This is a genomic window from Streptomyces griseomycini (assembly GCF_014203535.1).
GTDB classification, from domain to species: Bacteria; Actinomycetota; Actinomycetes; order Streptomycetales; family Streptomycetaceae; genus Streptomyces; species Streptomyces griseomycini.
This window is the reverse complement of the sequence record NZ_JACHJI010000013.1, coordinates 153,564-172,584: the sequence shown is the minus strand read 5'-3', so window position 1 is coordinate 172,584 and position 19,021 is coordinate 153,564. Positions and strand designations below refer to the sequence as shown.

At 70.8% G+C, this 19,021-nt stretch carries 13 protein-coding genes and 1 pseudogene; 9 read left to right on the top strand and 5 right to left on the bottom strand.

The window, feature by feature from the left end:
• Nucleotides 1–9 precede the first annotated feature (9 nt).
• From FHS37_RS30115 to FHS37_RS30100, 4 genes are read right to left on the bottom strand one after another with little or no spacing between them, the layout of a single operon-like run.
• Nucleotides 10–810, bottom strand: a complete 801-nt coding sequence (locus FHS37_RS30115) for an ABC transporter permease (RefSeq protein ID WP_221500493.1) — start codon at nt 808–810, stop codon at nt 10–12.
• Entirely contained in the window at nt 807–1,616 is an 810-nt protein-coding gene (locus FHS37_RS30110; RefSeq protein WP_184826992.1) for an ABC transporter permease, read from the bottom strand. The genes FHS37_RS30115 and FHS37_RS30110 overlap by 4 nt, the downstream gene beginning before the upstream one ends.
• Entirely contained in the window at nt 1,613–2,659 is a 1,047-nt protein-coding gene (locus FHS37_RS30105; RefSeq protein ID WP_184826990.1) for an ABC transporter ATP-binding protein, read from the bottom strand. The genes FHS37_RS30110 and FHS37_RS30105 overlap by 4 nt, the downstream gene beginning before the upstream one ends.
• Nucleotides 2,656–3,948: an aspartate aminotransferase family protein gene (locus FHS37_RS30100; protein WP_184826988.1), complete on the bottom strand. Its 1,293-nt coding sequence runs from the start codon at nt 3,946–3,948 to the stop codon at nt 2,656–2,658. The genes FHS37_RS30105 and FHS37_RS30100 overlap by 4 nt, the downstream gene beginning before the upstream one ends.
• Before the next feature lie 259 nt (nt 3,949–4,207).
• On the opposite strand from FHS37_RS30100, the gene FHS37_RS30095 reads away from it, so the two are divergent.
• A complete protein-coding gene (locus FHS37_RS30095; RefSeq protein WP_184826986.1) occupies nt 4,208–5,275 on the top strand; it encodes a glucose-1-phosphate thymidylyltransferase in 1,068 nt (355 codons plus the stop codon).
• A pseudogene (gene rfbB, locus FHS37_RS30090) lies at nt 5,272–6,251 on the top strand (dTDP-glucose 4,6-dehydratase). Before FHS37_RS30095 ends, rfbB begins: the two are co-directional and overlap by 4 nt.
• A 70-nt stretch (nt 6,252–6,321) precedes the next feature.
• Here rfbB and FHS37_RS30085 read toward each other — a convergent pair.
• Nucleotides 6,322–7,359 (bottom strand): LacI family DNA-binding transcriptional regulator, encoded by a 1,038-nt coding sequence (locus FHS37_RS30085; RefSeq protein ID WP_184826984.1) that lies wholly within the window; start codon nt 7,357–7,359, stop codon nt 6,322–6,324.
• 243 nt (nt 7,360–7,602) lie between these two features.
• On the opposite strand from FHS37_RS30085, the gene FHS37_RS30080 reads away from it, so the two are divergent.
• The 7 genes from FHS37_RS30080 to FHS37_RS30050 all read left to right on the top strand — a co-directional run bounded on the left by FHS37_RS30080 (nt 7,603) and on the right by FHS37_RS30050 (nt 18,968).
• Nucleotides 7,603–8,877 (top strand): extracellular solute-binding protein, encoded by a 1,275-nt coding sequence (locus FHS37_RS30080; protein WP_184826982.1) that lies wholly within the window; start codon nt 7,603–7,605, stop codon nt 8,875–8,877.
• A gap of 26 nt (nt 8,878–8,903) precedes the next feature.
• Nucleotides 8,904–9,926, top strand: coding sequence for a carbohydrate ABC transporter permease (locus FHS37_RS30075; protein ID WP_184826980.1), 1,023 nt, complete (start codon nt 8,904–8,906; stop codon nt 9,924–9,926).
• A complete protein-coding gene (locus FHS37_RS30070) occupies nt 9,923–10,807 on the top strand; it encodes a sugar ABC transporter permease (RefSeq protein ID WP_184826978.1) in 885 nt (294 codons plus the stop codon). The genes FHS37_RS30075 and FHS37_RS30070 overlap by 4 nt, the downstream gene beginning before the upstream one ends.
• Before the next feature lie 26 nt (nt 10,808–10,833).
• A complete protein-coding gene (locus tag FHS37_RS30065; protein ID WP_184826976.1) occupies nt 10,834–12,519 on the top strand; it encodes a glycoside hydrolase family 13 protein in 1,686 nt (561 codons plus the stop codon).
• Nucleotides 12,507–13,565, top strand: a complete 1,059-nt coding sequence (locus FHS37_RS30060; RefSeq protein ID WP_184826974.1) for a LacI family DNA-binding transcriptional regulator — start codon at nt 12,507–12,509, stop codon at nt 13,563–13,565. Before FHS37_RS30065 ends, FHS37_RS30060 begins: the two co-directional genes overlap by 13 nt.
• 413 nt (nt 13,566–13,978) lie before the next feature.
• On the top strand, nt 13,979–15,676 hold the full coding sequence (locus FHS37_RS30055) for a carbohydrate-binding module family 20 domain-containing protein (RefSeq protein ID WP_184826972.1): 1,698 nt from the start codon (nt 13,979–13,981) through the stop codon (nt 15,674–15,676).
• A gap of 151 nt (nt 15,677–15,827) precedes the next feature.
• On the top strand, nt 15,828–18,968 hold the full coding sequence (locus tag FHS37_RS30050) for an alpha-amylase family glycosyl hydrolase (RefSeq protein ID WP_184826970.1): 3,141 nt from the start codon (nt 15,828–15,830) through the stop codon (nt 18,966–18,968).
• The last annotated feature ends 53 nt before the right edge of the window (nt 18,969–19,021 follow it).

Here is a 19,021-nt window from a genome sequence, read left to right as displayed (position 1 = left end):
ATGTCAGGCTCAACTTCCGGTCATTTCGTAGCGGTTGACGCCGCGGCGCCAGACCGTCAGCGCGAGGGCCAGGGCGCCGGCGGTCACCACGGGCAGCCAGCCGAGCAGGCCGGTCCCGCCGCTCAGCAGGTAGACGCAGGGCACGTAGGCGGTGAAGGCGAAGGGCAGGACCCAGGTGAGCAGGGCCTTCAGCGAGGGGTGGTAGATGTCCAGGGGGTAGGCGGAGAACTCCGACACCTGGTTGGCCGCGTACATCGCGGGCATGCTCGTCACCGTCCAGAAGGACAGGGAGGCGAAGAGCAGCTTCACCGAGGTGTGCAGCAGCGCCCCGCACAGCACCAGCACGGGCGCCAGCACCCACTGCACGGGGCTGAGCGACAGGCCGAGCTCGCTCCCCGCGTATCCCACCAGGACGGCGCCGACGACGAGTTCGCCGAGCCCGTCGGGGTGGAAGAAGCGCTCCGACAGCAAGGAGAACAGCGGGTCGACCGGCCGGACGAGGTAGCGGTAGAACTCCCCGCGCTGGACCAGTTTGCGGCCCAGTTCCCACAACTGGTCGGTGAAGAGGTGGTCGAGCCCGCGCGGCAGCAGGGAGAACCCCAGCAGGAACAGCACCTCGTGGTACGACCAGCCGCCCACGGCGGGGACCTGCCGGAAGACGAGGCCGACGACCGCCGTCTGGATGCCGACCCGCACCAGGAAGGCGCCCGCGCCGAGCACGAAGTCCATGCGGTACGCGGCCAGCCGGTGCAGGCCCACCCCGCCCAGGAACCAGGCCAGCCGCAGGTACCGCATCATGGTGCGCGTCATCCGCCGAGCACCTCCAGCCGTCCCAGGGCGGCGCGCCACAGCGCGGCGCACAGCAGCGACAGCCCGGCCGCCCAGGCCGCCTGCTGGACGAGCACCCCGGCGGCGTCCGTCCAGCCGTCGTAGCGGCCGAGCAGCAGGGTCAGCGGACCGTCGACCATGCCGCGGAAGGGCAGGACCTTCGCGAGCGCGGCCAGCGGGCCCGGCATCAGCGCGAGCGGCACGAGCTGTCCGGCGAAGAAGGCGACGACGCTCTGCTTGACCATCCGCACGCCCCAGGTGTTGGTGGTGAGGAAACCGGTCATGCCGGTCAGCAGGTTCACACAGAACGCCAGCAGCACCGACAGGGCGGTGGAGACGGTGAACAGCAGCAGGTCCGCCGGCCGGGGCGCGGTGAGCGGGACGAGCAGCGCGAACAGGCCGAGGACCGGCAGGCCGACCAGGACGGCGTTGGCCCCCACCACGGGCAGGCAGGCGAAGAACCGCATCACCGGGTAGCTGACGGGGCGCACCAGCATGACCGCGACGTCACCCCGGTACACCTCGGCCGCGACCTCGTCGTCCACCCGGTTGGTGTGCAGCACCTGCAGGATCTGGGCCACCAGCAGGTAGGTGGTGATGTCCTCCACGGTGAAGCCGCCGGGTCCGCGGCCGGGTGTGCCCGCGTACACGGCGCGCCACAGGAAGACGGTCACCGCCGCGCCGGCGGCCGCGGTCATCGCGGTCATCGCGAACATCGAGCGGTACTGCAGCAGGGACTGCAGGCCGCTGGTGGCGAACGGCGTGTAGCGGCGCAGGCGGGCGGTCATGCGGCACCGTCAGGTGTACGGCCGGCCCCGTCGGGTGTGTCGCCGGGAACGCGTGCGCGGCCGTAGATCTTGCGGAGCACGTCCTCCAGGCCGGGTTCGGGGGCGTACCAGTCGGCGAGGTCGAAGTGGTCCAGGAGGAAGGTGAGGACCTGCCGGGAGGTGTAGCGGCCGGCCGGGTAGTCGACGCGGATGCGGCCGCCGTCGTCCGGTGTGGCGCGCACGCCCGGCAGACCGGCCTCGATGCGGGCGCGGACGGTACCGGCCGCGGTGCCGTCCCGGTGGTCGAAGACGACCGAGCGGTGGTCGGCGGTGCGCAGCAGGTCCTTCAGGGTCCCCTGGTGGACGACCCGGCCGTGGTCGACGACCAGGGCGCTGTCGCAGATCGCGCCGATGTCGGCGATGTCGTGGCTGGTGAGCACCACGGTGGTGCCCAGCTCCCGGTGGGCGCGGTTGACCAGGTGGCGCACCGCGTCCTTGAGCACCATGTCGAGGCCGATGGTGGGCTCGTCCCAGAACAGGACGGCGGGGTCGTGCAGCAGGCTCGCCGCGATCTCGGCGCGCATGCGCTGGCCGAGGCTCAGCTGCCGTACGGGGGTCGGACCCAGCGCGTCGATGTCGAGGAGCTCGCGGAACAGGTCGAGGTTGCGCCGGTAGACCGGCTCGGGGATGTCGTAGACGCGGCGCAGGATGCGGAAGGAGTCCGGCACCGACAGGTCCCACCACAGCTGGCTGCGCTGGCCGAAGACGACGCCGATGGTGCGGGCGTTGCGCTGCCGGTGCCGGTACGGCTCCAGGCCGGCGACCGTGCAGCGGCCGGAGGTGGGGGTCATGATGCCGGTCAGCATCTTGATCGTGGTCGACTTGCCGGCCCCGTTGGCGCCGATGTAGGCCGTCTTGGTGCCGGCCGGTATCTCGAAGGAGACGTCGTCGACCGCGCGCACCACGCGGTGGCGGCGGGTGAGGAGGGTGGAGAGGCTGCCGAGCAGGCCGGGTTTGCGTTCGGCCAGCCGGAACTCCTTGACGAGGCGCTCCGCCACGATCACGCGATCACCCGTTCGAGGGCCTTCTCCAACAGCCGCAGACCCTCCTCGAGCAGCGCCTCGTCGAGTGTGAACGGCGGGGCCAGGCGCAGGATGTGGCCTCCGAGGGAGGTGCGCAGTCCCAGGTCCAGGGCCGTGGTGTAGACGGCCCGGGCCGTCTCCGGCGCGGGTGTGCGGGCGGCGGGATCGGTGACGAACTCCAGGCCCCACAGCAGTCCGAGGCCGCGCACCTGGCCCAGCCGGTCGAAGCGGGACTCCAGGACGCGCAGCCGGTCCTCCATGATCTCGCCGAGGACGCGTACGCGGTCGATCAGCCGGTCGCGCTCGACGACCTCGAGCGTGGCGCGGGCGGCGGCGATGCCCAGCGGGTTGCTCGCGTACGTCGAGGCGTACGCCCCCGAGATGGCCGCTTCCGGCCTGCGCAGCAGCTCCGCACGGCCGGCGAGAACGGCGAAGGGGAACCCGCTCGCGGTGCCCTTGGACAGCATCGCCAGGTCCGGTTCGACGCCGAAGAGGTCACTGGCGAGGAAGGCCCCCGTGCGTCCGCCGCCGGTGAGCACCTCGTCCGCGACGAGCAGGACGCCGCCCTCCCGGCAGGCGTCCGCGATGCGTTCCCAGTAACCCGGCGGCGGCACGACGACCCCCGCCGCGCCGAGGACGGGTTCGAAGACCAGCGCGGAGACGTTGGGCTTCTCGGCGATGTGCCGGCGCACCAGCGTCGCGCAGCGCACGTCGCACGACGGGTACTCCAGCCCCAGGGGGCAGCGGTAGCAGTAAGGGCTGTAGCCCAGCACGCTGTTGCCGCTGAACGCCTGGTGGCCGATGTCCCAGTGCACGAGCATCCTGGCCCCCATGGTCTTGCCGTGGAAGCCGTGCCGCAGGGCGCCGATCCGGTTGCGTCCCGGCGGCGCGGTCGCCTGGACGACCCGCAGTGCGGCCTCGACCACCTCCGCGCCGGTGGAGAAGAACGCGTAGGTGTCGAGCCGTTCGGGCAGCAGCCTGGCGAGCAGGTCCAGCAGGCCGGCGCGGTCCGGAGTGGCGCTGTCGTGGACGTTCCACAGACGGCGGGCCTGGGCGGTGAGCGCCTCGACCACCTCCGGGTGCCCGTGGCCCAGGGACTGGGTGAGGGTGCCGGCGGCGAAGTCGAGGTACTGGTTGCCGTCGAGGTCGGTCAGCACGGGACCGTGCCCCTCGGCGAACACCCGGCGTCCGTGAACGGCTTCCTCGGAAGCGCCCGGCGCCAGATGCCGGGCCTCCCGTGCCAGGTGCTGGGTCTGCCGTAAACCTGTCATCGCTGTCCCTGCTCGTCGGACCGGCTGTACGCGATCACCGGCGAACTGCGGTGTGACACACCACGGTTGGCTGTTCGACTTGAGTCAAACACTTGAACACAGACGGCTGCAAGACTTTGCGGATCGTTTCAGAAAATTGTTGCGAGGGGGCGCGGCAGTCTGCTTGAGTCGATGTGCCCACGGCGACGCCACGCCTCTCATGCGAGGAGAGACCTGTGAGAAAACGCCCCCCGACCGGTCCGCCCCCGCGGAGGCCGAGGTGAAGGCCCTGGTCCTGGCAGGTGGAACCGGCAGCAGACTGAGGCCGTTCACGCACACCGGCGCCAAGCAGCTGCTCCCCGTCGCCAACAGACCCGTGCTGTTCTACGCGCTGGACTCCCTCGTCGCGGCGGGCATCCGGGAAGTCGGCGTCGTCGTGGGGTCGCACGGCCGCGAGATCCGCGAACTGGCCGGTGACGGTGCAGAGTTCGGGTTACGCATCACCTACCTGCAACAGTCCCGCCCGCTCGGCCTCGCGCACGCGGTGCGCATCGCCCGCGACTTCCTCGGCGACGACGACTTCCTGCTGTACCTGGGCGACAACTACCTCCCGCAGGGGGTCACCGACTTCGTGCGTCTTGCCGCCGCCGACGCCGCGGCGGCCCGGCTGCTGCTGACCCCCGTAGCGGACCCCTCCGCGTTCGGAGTCGCGGAGGTCGACGCCGAAGGGAACGTGCTGCGCCTGGAGGAGAAGCCCGACACTCCGCGCAGCGCGCTCGCCCTCATCGGCGTGTACGCCTTCAGCCCGGCCGTGCACGAGGCGGTGCGCGCCATCGCCCCCTCGGCACGCGGCGAGCTGGAGATCACCCACGCCGTGCAGTGGATGGTCGACCAAGGGCTGTGCGTGCGCGCCGAGACCACCACCCGGCCCTGGCGCGACACCGGCAGCGCGGAGGACATGCTGGAGGTCAACCGCCACGTCCTCGACGGGCTGGAGGGCCGGATCGAGGGCAAGGTCGACGCGCACAGCACGCTGATCGGCCGGGTCCGGGTGGCCGAGGGCGCGGTGGTGCGCGGGTCACGCGTCGTCGGCCCGGTGGTCATCGGCGCGGGCGCCGTCGTCAGCAACTCCAGCGTCGGCCCGTACACCTCCATCGGGGAGGACTGCCGGGTCGAGGACAGTGCCGTCGAGTACTCCGTCCTGCTGCGCGGCGCGCAGGTCGAGGGGGCGTCCCGCATCGAGGCGTCCCTCATCGGCCGCGGCGCCGTCGTGGGCCCGGCCCCCCGTCTTCCGCAAGCTCACCGTCTGGTGATCGGCGACCACAGCAAGGTGTACCTCACCCCATGAACGCAGCGATCCTCGTCACCGGCGGGGCGGGCTTCATCGGCTCCGCCTACGTACGCCACCTCCTGTCGCCCCGAGGACCCGGGGGCACGGCGGTGACCGTCCTCGACAAACTCACCTACGCCGGCAGCCTCGCACACCTCCACGCGGTGCGCGACCACCCCGACCTCACCTTCGTCCAGGGCGACGTGTGCGACGCGTCCCTGGTGGACGCGCTGGCCCGACGCCACGACCAGATCGTGCACTTCGCCGCCGAGTCGCACGTCGACCGTTCCATCGCCGACGGCGGCGCCTTCACCCGCACCAATGTGCTGGGCACCCAGGTGCTGCTCGACGCCGCGCTCCGCCACGGCGTGCGCACCTTCGTGCACGTCTCCACCGACGAGGTGTACGGCTCCCTCCCCCCGGGGGGGCCGCCAAGGAGAGCGATCCCCTGCGGCCCACCTCGCCGTACGCGGCGTCGAAGGCGGCCTCGGACCTGATCGCCCTGGCCCATCACCGCACGCACGGACCGGACGTCCGGGTGACCCGCTGCTCGAACGACTTCGGGCCCCACCAGCACCCGGAGAAGCTCATCCCGCACTTCCTGGCCCGCCTGCTGTCCGGCGGCACCGTCCCGCTCTACGGCGACGGACGGTACGAGCGCGACTGGCTGTACGTCGACGACCACGTCCGGGCCGTCGAACTCGTCCGCGTGTCGGGCCGGCCGGGGGAGGTCTACAACATCGGGGGCGGCACCCCGCTGTCCAACCTGGAGCTCACACACCGGCTGCTCGCCCTGTGCGGCGCGGGCCCGGAGCGGATCGAACACGTCGAGGACCGCAAGGGGCACGACCGGCGCTACGCGGTCGACCACGGCAAGATCACCGCCGAACTCGGATACCGGCCCCGCACCGACTTCGCGGCCGCCCTGGCCGAGACCGCCCAGTGGTACGAGCGCCACGCGGACTGGTGGCGTCCGCTGCTCGCGTCCGCGTGACGCCGGGCCGGACCGGGACCACGGGACCTCGGCCGCTCCGGGGTGTCGTGTCCGGGTGGTGGCCGGCGGGTCAGTGCCGGCCCGGCGGGCGCCGGCCGTCCCGCGGAGCGGCGGCGGTGGACCCCCGGACCACCAGTTCCGGCATGAGGACGAACTCGGTGCGCGGCGGCGGCGTTCCGGACATCTCCTCCAGCAGCGCGTCCACGGCGATCTGCCCCATCGCCTTGACGGGCTGTCTGATCGTGGTCAGCGGAGGGTCGGTGAAGGCGATGAGCGGCGAGTCGTCGAAGCCGACGACCGAGAGGTCGCCGGGAACCGCAAGGCCCCTCTGGCGCGCGGCCCGGACAGCGCCGAGGGCCATCATGTCGCTGGCGCACACGACAGCCGTGCACCCCCTGTCGATCAGCGCGGACGCCGCTGCCTGGCCCCCTTCCAGAGAGAACAGCGAGTGCTGGATCAGTTCCCCGGCCTCCTGCGCAGACAGTCCCAGGTGCTCGTGCATACCGACGCGGAAGCCCTCGATCTTGCGCTGGACCGGCACGAAGCGCTCCGGCCCGAGCGCGAGCCCGATGCGCTCGTGTCCCAGCTCGGCCAGATGCGCCACGGCCAGACGCATGGCGGCCCGGTCGTCCGGGGAGACGAAGGGCGCCTCGATCCGGGGGGAGAACCCGTTGACGAGCACGAAGGGCACCCGCTGCCGGTGCAGCCGGTCATAGCGTCCGGTGTCTGCGGTGGTGTCGGCGTGCAGCCCGGAGACGAAGACGATGCCGGCTACCCCGCGGCCCACGAGCATCTCGGTGAGTTCGTCCTCGGTCGAACCCCCCGGCGTCTGCGTGGCCAGGACGGGCGTGTACCCCCGGCGCGTGAGCGCCTGCCCCATCACTTCGGCCAGCGCGGGGAAGACGGGATTGTCCAGCTCCGGTGTGATCAGACCGACCAGCTCCGCACGCCGCTGCCGTGACGGGTACTCGTACCCCAGCGTGTCGAGTGCGGCGAGCACGGAGTCGCGGGTGTCCGTGGCCACACCGCGCGCGCCGTTGAGCACGCGGCTGACCGTGGCCTTGCTGACGCCCGCCTGGGCTGCGATGTCGGCGAGCCGCATGGTCATGGCAGGGCACTTTACCCGCCGGCCGCCGCTGTGCCCACTGCGTGGGGAAAACGACGGGGCTGCGCAGTACGCCTGTCCGCCGCCCGCACAATGGCTGAAAAAACTTGCAGCAAATTGCCGCAACATCTTTCGGCGTCCTTTCGTCCCTGTTACGTTCCTGGCAACCCCGGCGCCGCGCAGGAGCGGTTGGCGTGAGGCCTCGATGCCTCCGCCCAATTCCGGGAAGAAACAGGGGAGTTCACAATGCGGCGTGGCATTGCGGCCACCGCGCTGGTCGCGGCTCTGGCCATGACGGCTTCGGCATGTGGCGGGGACGACGACGGCCGGAACGGTGCCGGCGGGGGCAGCGGGGAGCTGTCGGGAACCGTCACCTTCTGGGACACCTCCAACGAGGCGGAGAAGGCGACGTACCAGGCCCTCGCGGAACGTTTCGAGAAGGAACACCCGAAGGTCGACGTCAAGTACGTCAACGTGCCGTTCGGCGAGGCGAACGCCAAGTTCAAGAACGCGGCGGGCGGCAACTCCGGTGCCCCGGACGTGATGCGCACGGAGGTGGCCTGGGTCGCGGACTTCGCCAGCATCGGCTACCTCGCCCCGCTCGACGGCACGGCCGCCCTCGACGACGCGTCGGACCACCTCCCGCAGGCCGCGGCCAGCACGAAGTACGAGGGGAAGACCTACGCGGTCCCGCAGGTGATCGACACCCTGGCGCTCTTCTACAACAAGGAGTTGCTGAAGAAGGCCGGCGTCCAGGCACCCGCCTCCGTCACCGAGCTGAAGACGGCCGCCGCCAGGATCAAGGAGAAGACCGGCGCGACCGGCCTCTACCTGCGGGGCGACGACCCGTACTGGTTCCTGCCCTACCTCTACGGCGAGGGCGGCGACCTGGTCGACGAGAAGAACAAGACCGTCACCATCGACGACGAGCCCGGCGTGGAGGCGTACCGGATCCTCAAGGACCTGGTGGACAGCGAAGCGGCCATCACGGACGCGTCCGACGGCTGGAACAACATGCAGAACGCCTTCAAGTCGGGCAAGGTCGCCATGATGCTCAACGGCCCGTGGGCCATCGAGGACGTCAAGGCGGGCGACCGGTTCAAGGATCCCGCCAACCTCGGAGTGGCCCCCGTCCCGGCCGGCAGCGCCGGCCAGGGATCACCTCAGGGCGGGTGGAACCTGTCGGTGTACGCCGGCTCGAAGAACCTCGACGCCTCCTACGCCTTCGTGAAGTACATGAGCTCCGCCGAGGTGCAGCAGGAGACCACCGAGAAGCTGAGCCTGCTCCCCACCCGCACCTCCGTCTACGAGGTGCCGGCCGTCGCGGACAACGAGATGGTGAAGTTCTTCAAGCCGGCGGTCGACAAGGCCGTGGAGCGGCCGTGGATCGCCCAGGGCAACGCCCTCTTCGAGCCGATCCGGCTGCAGATGGCCAACGTGCTGGCCGGCAAGACCAGCCCGGACGAGGCGGCGTCGAGCACCGGCGACGCCTACCGCAAGCTGCTCAAGGACTACAAGTAGGCCACGGGAAGGCGGACCGACGACCCATGGCTGTCGAGACCGGCCGGCCGGTGACGAAGGCCGCGGGCACACAGGGTGCCCGCGGCCGGGCCCACCGCACCGGCCACAAGAACCCCAGGACCCCGGGGCGGCTGCGCAGGGCCCTGGCCACCCACTGGTACGCCTGGAGCATGGTCGCCCCCGTGGTGATCGTGATCGGCGTGATCATCGGATACCCCCTCGCGCGCGGCGTCTGGCTGTCCTTCACCGACGCCAACGAGGCCAACGTCGAGCGCACCATCGGGGTCAACCACATCCCCGCGACGTACGAGCATGTCGGACTCGCCAACTACCGGGCGATCCTCAACGACGGCGTCTTCTGGGACCGGCTCGGCTGGACCGTGGTGTGGACGGTCAGCTGCGTGGCGCTCTCCTTCGCCCTCGGGCTGGCCCTGGCCGTCATGCTCAACCGCACCTTCAAGGGCCGCACCCTGTACCGCACGGCCCTGGTCCTGCCCTGGGCGGTGCCGGCGTTCGTCTCCGTGTTCACCTGGCGCCTGCTGTTCAACGAACGCAGCGGTCTGTTCAACGAACTGCTCACCGGCGCCGGGTTCGACCGGATCTCCTGGCTGAACGACCCCACCTGGGCGAAGATCTCCGTCATCGCGGTGAACGTCTGGGTGGGCGTGCCGTTCATGCTCATCGCCCTCCTCGGCGGCCTGCAGTCCATCCCCGGAGAGCTCTACGAGGCCGCGGAGATGGACGGGGCGGGCCCCTGGCAGCGCTTCCGCCACATCACCCTGCCCGGGCTGCGGTCCGTCTCGAGCACGGTCGTCCTGCTCAGCACCATCTGGACCTTCAACATGTTCCCGGTGATCTTCCTGCTGACCCGGGGCGGCCCGGGTGACGCCACCGAGATCCTGGTGACGTACGCCTACCGCCTGTCCTTCGTCATCAGCCCGCGGGACTACTCCACGTCCGCCGCCTGGGGCGTGCTGATCCTGCTGCTCCTGGCACTCGTCACCGCGGCCTACCGCCGCGCACTGCGCAAGCAGGGAGAGACCTGGTGACCGACACGATCACGCGCACCCCCGGGCGCACCGAGCCGCCGGCCTCCGCGCGCAAGCGCGGCGAGCGCGGCCCGCTGGCTTCGCTCGGACTGCACCTGACCCTGCTGACCGCCTCCGTCGTCGCGGTCTTCCCCCCGCTGTGGCTGCTGGCCACCTCCTTCAAACCGAAGACCGACGCGTTCGACACCTCACTCGTCAAGGACTTCACGCTCGGCAACTACAGCCACGTCGTACGCGACACCGACTTCCTGTCCTGGCTGCAGAACTCGCTGGTCGTCGTCGGGCTGACCACGCTGATCGGCGTCTTCATCTCCGCCACCACCGGCTACGCGGTGAGCCGTTTCCGCTTCCCCGGCATGCGCCCCCTGATGTGGATGCTCCTGCTCACCCAGATGTTCCCGGTGGCGGTGCTCATCGTGCCGCTGTACAACCTGCTCGCCGGCCTCGGGCTGCTCAACCAGCCGATCGGACTGGTCGTCACCTATCTCACCGTCGCCGTGCCGTTCTGCGCCTGGATGATGAAGGGCTACTTCGACGGCATCCCGGTCGAGATCGACGAAGCCGGCCGGGTCGACGGACTCACCCCGTTCGGCACGTTCTGGCGGCTGGTGCTGCCCCTGGCCAAGCCGGGGCTCGCCGTCACCGCCTTCTACACCTTCATCACCGGCTGGGGCGAAGTGGCCTACGCGTCCGCCTTCATGACCGGCGAGGAGAACCTCACGCTCGCCGGAGGCCTCCAGACGTTCGTCAACCAGTACACGAGCGACTGGGGCGCGCTGACCGCGGCCGCCGTGATCATCGCGGTCCCCGCCGCGATCGTCTTCGGACTCGTCCAGCGGCACCTCGTCTCCGGTCTGACCGCAGGCGCCACCAAGTCCTGACCGCCCCCGACGCAGGCAGGAGAACCATGACCCAGCACCTTGCCGAACCCGGCACCCGTACCCGACCCTCCGGCCCCGGCGAGCGCCCGGGCTGGTGGCGGGACGCCGTGATCTACCAGGTCTATCCCCGCAGCTTCGCCGACAGCGACGGCGACGGGGTGGGCGACCTCCAGGGCATCCGCTCCCGGCTGCCGTACCTGAGGGACCTCGGCGTCGACGCCGTCTGGCTCAGCCCCTTCTACGTCTCGCCTCAGGCCGACGGCGGCTACGACGTCGCCGACTACCGGGCCGTCGACCCCGTGTTCGGCACGCTGCTCGACGCGGACGAACTGATCCGCGACGCGCACGCCCTGGGGCTGCGCGTGATCGTCGACGTGGTCCCCAACCACTGCTCGGACCAGCACGACTGGTTCCGGCGCGCCCTGCGCGAGGGCCCCGGCTCCCCGCTGCGCGACCGCTTCCACTTCCGGCCGGGACGCGGGCCCGGGGGAGAGGAGCCCCCCAACGACTGGGAGTCCGTCTTCGGCGGCCCCGCCTGGACCCGCACGAAGAACCCCGACGGCACCCCGGGGGAGTGGTACCTCCACCTCTTCGCCCCCGAGCAACCCGACTTCAACTGGGAGCACCCGGCCGTGCGGGACGAGTTCCGCTCCGTGCTGCGGTACTGGCTCGACATGGGCGTCGACGGTTTCCGGATCGACGTCGCCCACGGCCTGGTCAAGGCCGCCGGACTGCCCGACACGGGCCGCACGGGGCAGTTGCGGCTGCTCGGCACCCAGTCACTGCCCTTCTTCGACCAGGACGGCGTGCACGAGATCTACCGGTCCTGGCGCAGGATCCTGGACGAGTACCCGGGAGAGCGCATCGGCGTCGCCGAGGCGTGGACGCCGAGCGCCGAGCGCACGGCCAACTACCTGCGGGCGGACGAACTGCACCAGGCGTTCAACTTCCACTACCTGGGCGCCGGCTGGGACGCCGGCGCCCTGCGCCGGGCCATCGACGACTGCCTCGACGCCATGCGCCCGGTGGGCGCCCCGAGCACCTGGGTGCTGTCCAACCACGACGTCGTCCGGCACACCACCCGCCTCGCCGCGGACGGTCCCGAGCAGGGGGTGCGCCGGGCCCGCGCGGCGACGCTGCTGATGCTGGCCCTGCCCGGGTCCGCCTACCTCTACCAGGGCGAGGAACTCGGCCTGCCGGAGGTGACCGACCTGCCGGACGAGGTGCGGCAGGACCCCTCGTTCTTCCGGGACAACGGGCAGGACGGGCTGCGGGACGGCTGCCGGGTACCGATCCCGTGGTCGGGGACCGAGGCGCCGTACGGCTTCGGACCCGTCGCGGGCGGACCGAGCTGGCTGCCGCAGCCGGAGAGCTGGAGGCACCTGTCGGTCGAGGCGCAGACCGGTGACCCCGGCTCGACGCTGGAGCTCTACCGCAGTGCCCTGGCACTGCGCCGGAAGCACCCCGCCCTCGGTGCCGGCGACGGCGTCGAGTGGCTGGAGGCCCCTGAGGGCGTCCTCGCTTTCCGCCGCACCGCACGGGGCCCGGGCGACCAGGCTCGGGACGGCGACCTGGTCTGCACCGTGAACCTGACCGGTGCGCCGGTGCGCTGGACCCCGCAGGGGCGGCCGCTGCTCAGCAGCTGCGAGCCGGTGATCGGGGGCGACGCGGCCGGACTTCCCGCGGACAGCACCGTCTGGTGGGCGGTGTGACCCTCTCCCTGACGCGGGGTGCCGAGCACGGCACCCCGCGGCTCACCGACATCGCTGCGCAGGCCGGGGTGAGTGAAGCCACGGCGAGCCGCGTGCTCAACGGGAAACCCGGCGTCGCCCCCGCCACCCGGCGGCGGGTGGTGGCCGCACTCGACGTACTCGGCTACGAGCGGCCCGTACGGCTGCGCCAGCGCAGCGCCGGCCTGATCGGGTTGGTGATCCCGGAGCTCACGAACCCGATTTTCCCGGCTTTCGCCCAGGTCATCGAGCAGGTGCTGGCCGGGCACGGATACACGCCCGTGCTGTGCACGCAGATGCCCGGCGGGTCCACCGAGGACGAACTGGTGGAGCAGATGGAGGACCGGGGCGTCACGGGCATCGTCTTCCTGTCCGGGCTGCACGCGGACACGACGGCCGACCCGGTCCGGTACCACAGACTCGCCTCCCGCCGCATGCCGTTCGTCCTGGTGAACGGCTACAACGAGCGCATCACGGCGTCCTTCGTGTCGTCCGACGACCGGTCCGCGGTACGGATGGCGGTGCGGCACCTGGCCGACCTGGGGCACACGAGGGTCGGACTGGCCGTCGGCCCCACCCGTTTCGTGCCGTCGCGGCGCAAGGCCGAGGGTTTCCTCGCGGCCGTGCGTTCCTTCTGCGGGATGCGGGCGGACGAGGCCGAGGCGCACATCGAGCGCACCCTGTTCACGGTGGAGGGCGGCCACGCGGCCGCGACGGCGCTGCTGGACAGGGGGTGCACCGGCCTGGTCTGCGGCAGCGACCTGATGGCCCTGGGAGCGATCCGCGCGGTGCGCGAACGAGGCCTGTCGGTTCCGCACGACGTCTCGGTGATCGGTTTCGACGACTCACCGCTGATCCCGTTCACCGACCCACCGCTCACCACCGTGCGCCAGCCGGTGCAGGCGATGGCGACCGCGGCGGTGGGGGCGCTGCTGGAGGAGGTCGGCGGAACCCCCGTGCAGCGGACCGAGTTCGTCTTCCAGCCGGAGTTGGTCGTGCGCGGTTCCACGGCGCGGCGCGGCGGGTGAGTGCACCGGCCCGGGGAGAGGCTCCGCAGCCGGCCCTGTGGTCGGGGCTGCGGGGCGGCATGAAGGCTGCGGAGCCCCGGCTGGAGCCCGGCCCGGCGGGCCGGGCGCGTGGGCTCCGACAGTTGCCGAGGCCTCCGGACCGCCGGGCCGGACGGTGTTTGAACGTAACACCTCTGAAACGCTTGCGAAACCCCTTGCAGAGAATCGATCGGCGCTCGAGTCAATGGCGTTGAGGTTCTCCGAGGGAAGTCCAGGAGTCCCGTCGTGAAGGGTTGACCGATGGTTGAGGGGCTCGTACGGTCTCGATCGCAACTACTTGCTGAGTGTTTCAGCAAGCCCCTCACAGGCCTGTCGGGCAAGGCGCGTTGCTGCGTGGAGGCCTCTCATCCGCATCAGGTGGATCAGGAGGAACTATGGCCAACAAGACCGTGGCCACTGCACTCGCCCTCGTGGCGGGAGCCGCTGTGGTCGTCACGGCACCCGGAACCGCGCAGGCGGACCCGCCCGGCGACAAGGACGTCACCGCCGTGATGTTCGAGTGGAACTTCGACTCCGTCGCCAAGGCCTGTACCGACGACCTCGGGCCGGCCGGGTACGGGTACGTGCAGGTGTCGCCGCCGAACGAGCGGGTCCAGGGCCCGCAGTGGTGGACCGCGTACCAGCCCGTCAGCTACAGGATCGGCACGAGACTGGGCGACCGCACCGCCTTCAAGAACATGGTCGACACGTGCCACGCCGCCGGCGTCAAGGTCGTCGTGGACACGGTGATCAACCACATGGCCAACAGCGCCGGCACCGGGACCGCGGGCTCCCCCTACAGCAAGTACGACTACCCCGGCCTGTACTCCAGGTCCGACATGGACGACTGCACGAGGGACATCGACAACTACGGGGAGAGCTGGAACGTCCACCACTGCGAACTGTCCGGCTTGCCCGACCTGGACACCGGCGAGGAGTACGTCCGCAGGACCATCGCCGGGTACATGAACGACCTGCTGTCCCTCGGCGTGGACGGCTTCCGCATCGACGCGGCCAAGCACATCCCGCCGGGGGACCTCGCCGACATCAAGGGCCGGCTCAGCGACCCGGGTGCCTACTGGAAGCAGGAGACCATCGGGGCGCCCGGCGAAGCCGTGCAGCCCGGTCAGTACACCGGTACCGGTGACGTCCAGGAATTCTCCTTCGCCAAGGACCTGAAGCGCGTCTTCTCCGGCGAGAAGCTGGCGTACCTCAAGAACATCGGCGAGGCCTGGGGGTACGTCCCCAGCGGCAAGGCCGCCACCTTCGTGGCCAACCACGACACCGAGCGCCACGACACGACGCTGACCTACAAGAACGGCTCCGCCTACACCCTCGCCCACGTCTTCATGCTGGCCTGGCCCTACGGATCACCGGACGTGCACTCCGGCTACGAGTTCAGCAACGACGCGGGCGGCCCCAACAACGGCCAGGTCGACGCCTGTTACACCGACGGGTGGAAGTGCCAGCACGCCTGGCGCGAGATCGCCGGCATGGTCGCGTTCCGCAACACCGCCGGCAGCGCCGGAGTGACCGACTGGTGGGACAACGGCAACAACGCCATCGCCTTCGGCCGCGGCAGCAAGGCCTACGTCGCGATCAACCACGAGTCCGGCTCGCTGACCCGCACCTTCCAGACGTCGCTGCCCTCCGGCACCTACTGCGACGTCCAGAGCGGCAAGGCCGTCACCGTGAACGGATCCGGGCAGTTCACCGCGACCCTCGGCGCCCACACGGCCCTCGCCCTGCACACGGGGGCGACCAGCTGCGACCCCGGCCCGGACCCGGACCCCGAGGTCGAGGCCGGCGCCTCGTTCAGCGTCGACGCCACCACCACCTGGGGCGAGAACGTCTACGTCACCGGCGACAACGCCGCGCTCGGCAACTGGAACCCCGCCGCCGCGCTCAAGCTCGACCCGGCGGCCTACCCCGTGTGGAAGCTCGACGTCGCCCTCCCGGCCGGCACCTCCTTCGCGTACAAGTACCTCCGCAAGGACGCCTCCGGCAAGGTCACCTGGGAGAGCGGCGCCAACCGTACCGCCACCGTCCCGACCAGCGGCAAGAAGCTGCTGAGCGACACCTGGCGCAGCTGAACCAGGGAAGCGCTCCGTCTCGCCGACCGAAGGACCGCCCGGTTCGCCCCCCCGAGGGCGCACCGGGCGGCCCGCCCCATCCGCGCCGGCTTCCCGCCGCCGCGGGCCGGGCGGACTGTCCCGTTCGACCGGTGAGGAGAAGAAAGGCCCCATGACCGGTTTACCGTCCCGACGCAGAACCGCCCGATTGTCGGCCGTCGCACTGATCCTGTCCGTGCTGTCGGCCCTCCCGTCCACCACCCCGTCCGCGGACGCCGCGCCCCCGCGACCGCCGTCCGATCACGCGCTCGCCCGCACACCGGCGCGCCCCGCCCCGTCGCGCGAGCAGTTCTACCTGGTGCTGCCCGACCGCTTCGCCAACGGGACCACCTCCAACGACGGGGGAGGCATGACCGGCGGCCGCTCGCAGACCGGCCACGACCCGACCGACAAGCACTTCTACCAGGGCGGTGACCTGAGGGGCCTGATCGAGAAGCTCGACTACATCAAGGACCTGGGCACCACCGCCCTCTGGATGGCGCCGGTCTTCAAGAACCGGCCCGTGCAGACCATGAGCGGCACCGAGATGGCCAGCTACCACGGCTACTCCATCACCGACTTCACCCGGGTCGACCCGCACTTCGGCACCAACGCCGAACTGGCGGAACTCGTCGACAAGGCCCACGCCAAGGGCATGAAGGTCTTCTTCGACGTCATCACCAACCACACCGCCGACACCGTCGACTACGCGGAGAAGACGTACCGCTACCGCTCCAAGGGAGCGTTCCCCTACCTGGACGCCGAGGGCCGCCCCTTCGACGACAGCTCCGGCATGCGCGAGGTCGACGAGGACGGCTTCCCGTACACGCCGCGCCCCCGCCCCGGCGAACACGACACCAAGGTGCCGGCGTGGCTCAACGACCCCACGATGTACCACAACCGGGGCGACTCCACCTTCGCCGGTGAGAGCGCCCTGTACGGCGACTTCAAGGGCAACGACGACCTGTGGACCGAACGGCCCGAGGTCGTCGAGGGCATGCGGCGGATCTACGAGACGTGGGTCAAGGACTTCGGCATCGACGGCTTTCGCGTCGACACGGCGAAGAACGTCAACATGGCCTTCTGGACCCAGTGGGCCACGGCGCTGGACGCCTACGCGGCCCAGCAGGGGAAGCGGGACTTCTTCATCTTTGCGGAGGCCTTCTCGGCCGACCCCGTCGTCATGGCGCCCTACCTGACCGAGGGCAGGCTCGACGCCACGCTCGATTTCCCGCTGCAGGCCGCGCTCCGCAACTACGCGTCGCGCGGCGGTCCCACGCGCGACCTCGCGCACGTCCTGGCCCAGGACCACCGCTACATCACGGACAAGGCCAACGCCTACGGCGAGGTGACCTTCCTCGGCAGTCACGACATGGGGCGCATCGGCAGTTTCATCAGCCAGGACAACCCGGGCGCGGGCGATGCCGAGCTGCTGCGCCGTGACCGGTTCGCGCACGAGTTGATGTTCCTGTCCCGGGGCAATCCGGTGATCTACGCGGGTGACGAGCAGGGCTTCACCGGATCGGCGGACGATGTGTACGCCCGGCAGACGCTGTTCGCGTCGAAGGTCCCGGAGTATCTGGACGACGACCAGATCGGCACGGAGCGTACGCATGCCTCGGACGCGTACGACCCGGCGCATCCGCTGTACCGGTCGATCGCGAAGCTGTCGGAGCTGACGAAGCGGCATCCGGCGTTGCGTGACGGTGTGCAGGAGGAGCGGTACGCCGACGACGGCCCGGGTGTGTATGCGTTCTCGCGCACGGATGCGGGGCAGCGGGTCGAGTACGTCGTCGCGGTGAACAACGCGGACGAGGACCGGACGGTCGGGGTGCCGACGTACTCGGCGGGGATGGACTTCCGTGGGGTGTACGGGTCGTCGGCGCGGGTGCGCAGTGGTACGGACCGGAAGGTGCGGGTGGAGGTTCCGCCGCTGTCCGCGGTGGTACTGAAGGCGGCCGGGCCGCCGGCCACTTCGGCCACCGGGCCGTCGGTGTCGGTGCGGGCTCCGGCGGCCGGTGCGACCGGTGACGTGGAGGTCTCCGCGGAGGTGGACGGTGGCGGGCTGAACCGGGTGGTGTTCGCCGCCCAGGTCGGCAACGGGCCCTGGCGCACTCTGGGTTCCGCCGACCACGCCCCGTACAAGGTGACCCAGCACCTGCCGGACACGGTGCGTGCCGGGACGCCGCTGCGCTACAAGGCCGTCGTCGTCGACCATGCGGGACACACCGCGAGCGACACCGCCGCCACCACCGCAGGACAACCCCCCGCCCCCGAGAAACCGACCGCGAAGCGACACCACGCGGTCGTCCACCACCGGCGCGCGGACGGCGACTACGACGGCCTGCTGCTGCGGACCGCCGACGGTACGACGGCCCGGTTCACCGGCCGCGACGCCTACGGGGCCTTCGCGTGGATCACCCCCGGCTCCGGTACCGGCGCCATCCGGTTCACCATCGAGAAGGACGGAGTCCCCGACGGACCCGAGCGCGTCCTCGACGTCGCCGTATCCGGCGAGGTGTGGACCGAACAGAACAACACGACGGTCCTGAAGGCCAGACCCAAGTCCGCCTACCCGCCCCAGGACGGCACCAAGGCCGTGCTGCACTACCACCGGCCCGACGGCGACTACGAGGGATGGGGCCTGCACACCTGGACGGGGTCCGCCGACCCGCCCGAGTGGAACGACCCCATCCTGCCGGTGCGCGAGGACCCCTTCGGGCTCGTCTTCGAGGTGCCGCTGAACGACGGAGCCGCCTCCCTCAGCTACATCCTGCACAAGGGGCAGGAGAAGGACATCCCCGACGACGAGGCCCTCGACTTCTCCCTCCACGGGCACGAGGTCTGGCGCGTGGCGGGCGACCCCACCTACCTGACGCCCTCTCCCGGTGGCGCCTTCGGCCTCGACCTGCGCGCGGCGGAGGCCACCTGGATCGGTGACGACACCGTCGTGTGGGCGGGTGAGGGCAGCGGCGTGGCCAGTCAGCAACTGGTGTACACCACCGAGGGCGACCTCACGATCGAGAACGGCGCACTGACCGACGAGGGACAGTGGCTGCGGCTCGTACCGACCGAGCTGACCGAGGCCCAGAGGTCCCGCTACCCCCAGTACACACAGGCCTCGGCGTTCCGCGTGGACCCGCGGGACCGCGACCGCGTCGGCCAGGCACTCCGCGCCCGGCTGATCGCCACCCAACGCGCCGACAACGGGGCCCTGCTGGGCGCCACCGGCGTGCGCATCGAAGACACCCGACCGGAAGGAACCGGCAAGTGATCGGCTCGCTCCCAGACCGAAGAGACCGAAGAAGACGAAGAGGCCGTCCCGGC

Bases quoted from the DNA above. Each gene is read 5' to 3' on its own strand.
- FHS37_RS30115 (WP_221500493.1), bottom strand. From the start codon at position 810: ATGACGCGCACCATGATGCGGTACCTGCGGCTGGCCTGGTTCCTGGGC.
- FHS37_RS30110 (WP_184826992.1), bottom strand. From the start codon at position 1,616: ATGACCGCCCGCCTGCGCCGCTACACGCCGTTCGCCACCAGCGGCCTG.
- FHS37_RS30100 (WP_184826988.1), bottom strand. From the start codon at position 3,948: ATGACAGGTTTACGGCAGACCCAGCACCTGGCACGGGAGGCCCGGCAT.
- FHS37_RS30085 (WP_184826984.1), bottom strand. From the start codon at position 7,359: ATGACCATGCGGCTCGCCGACATCGCAGCCCAGGCGGGCGTCAGCAAG.
- FHS37_RS30080 (WP_184826982.1), top strand. From the start codon at position 7,603: ATGCGGCGTGGCATTGCGGCCACCGCGCTGGTCGCGGCTCTGGCCATG.
- FHS37_RS30075 (WP_184826980.1), top strand. From the start codon at position 8,904: ATGGCTGTCGAGACCGGCCGGCCGGTGACGAAGGCCGCGGGCACACAG.
- FHS37_RS30065 (WP_184826976.1), top strand. From the start codon at position 10,834: ATGACCCAGCACCTTGCCGAACCCGGCACCCGTACCCGACCCTCCGGC.
- FHS37_RS30055 (WP_184826972.1), top strand. From the start codon at position 13,979: ATGGCCAACAAGACCGTGGCCACTGCACTCGCCCTCGTGGCGGGAGCC.
- FHS37_RS30050 (WP_184826970.1), top strand. From the start codon at position 15,828: ATGACCGGTTTACCGTCCCGACGCAGAACCGCCCGATTGTCGGCCGTC.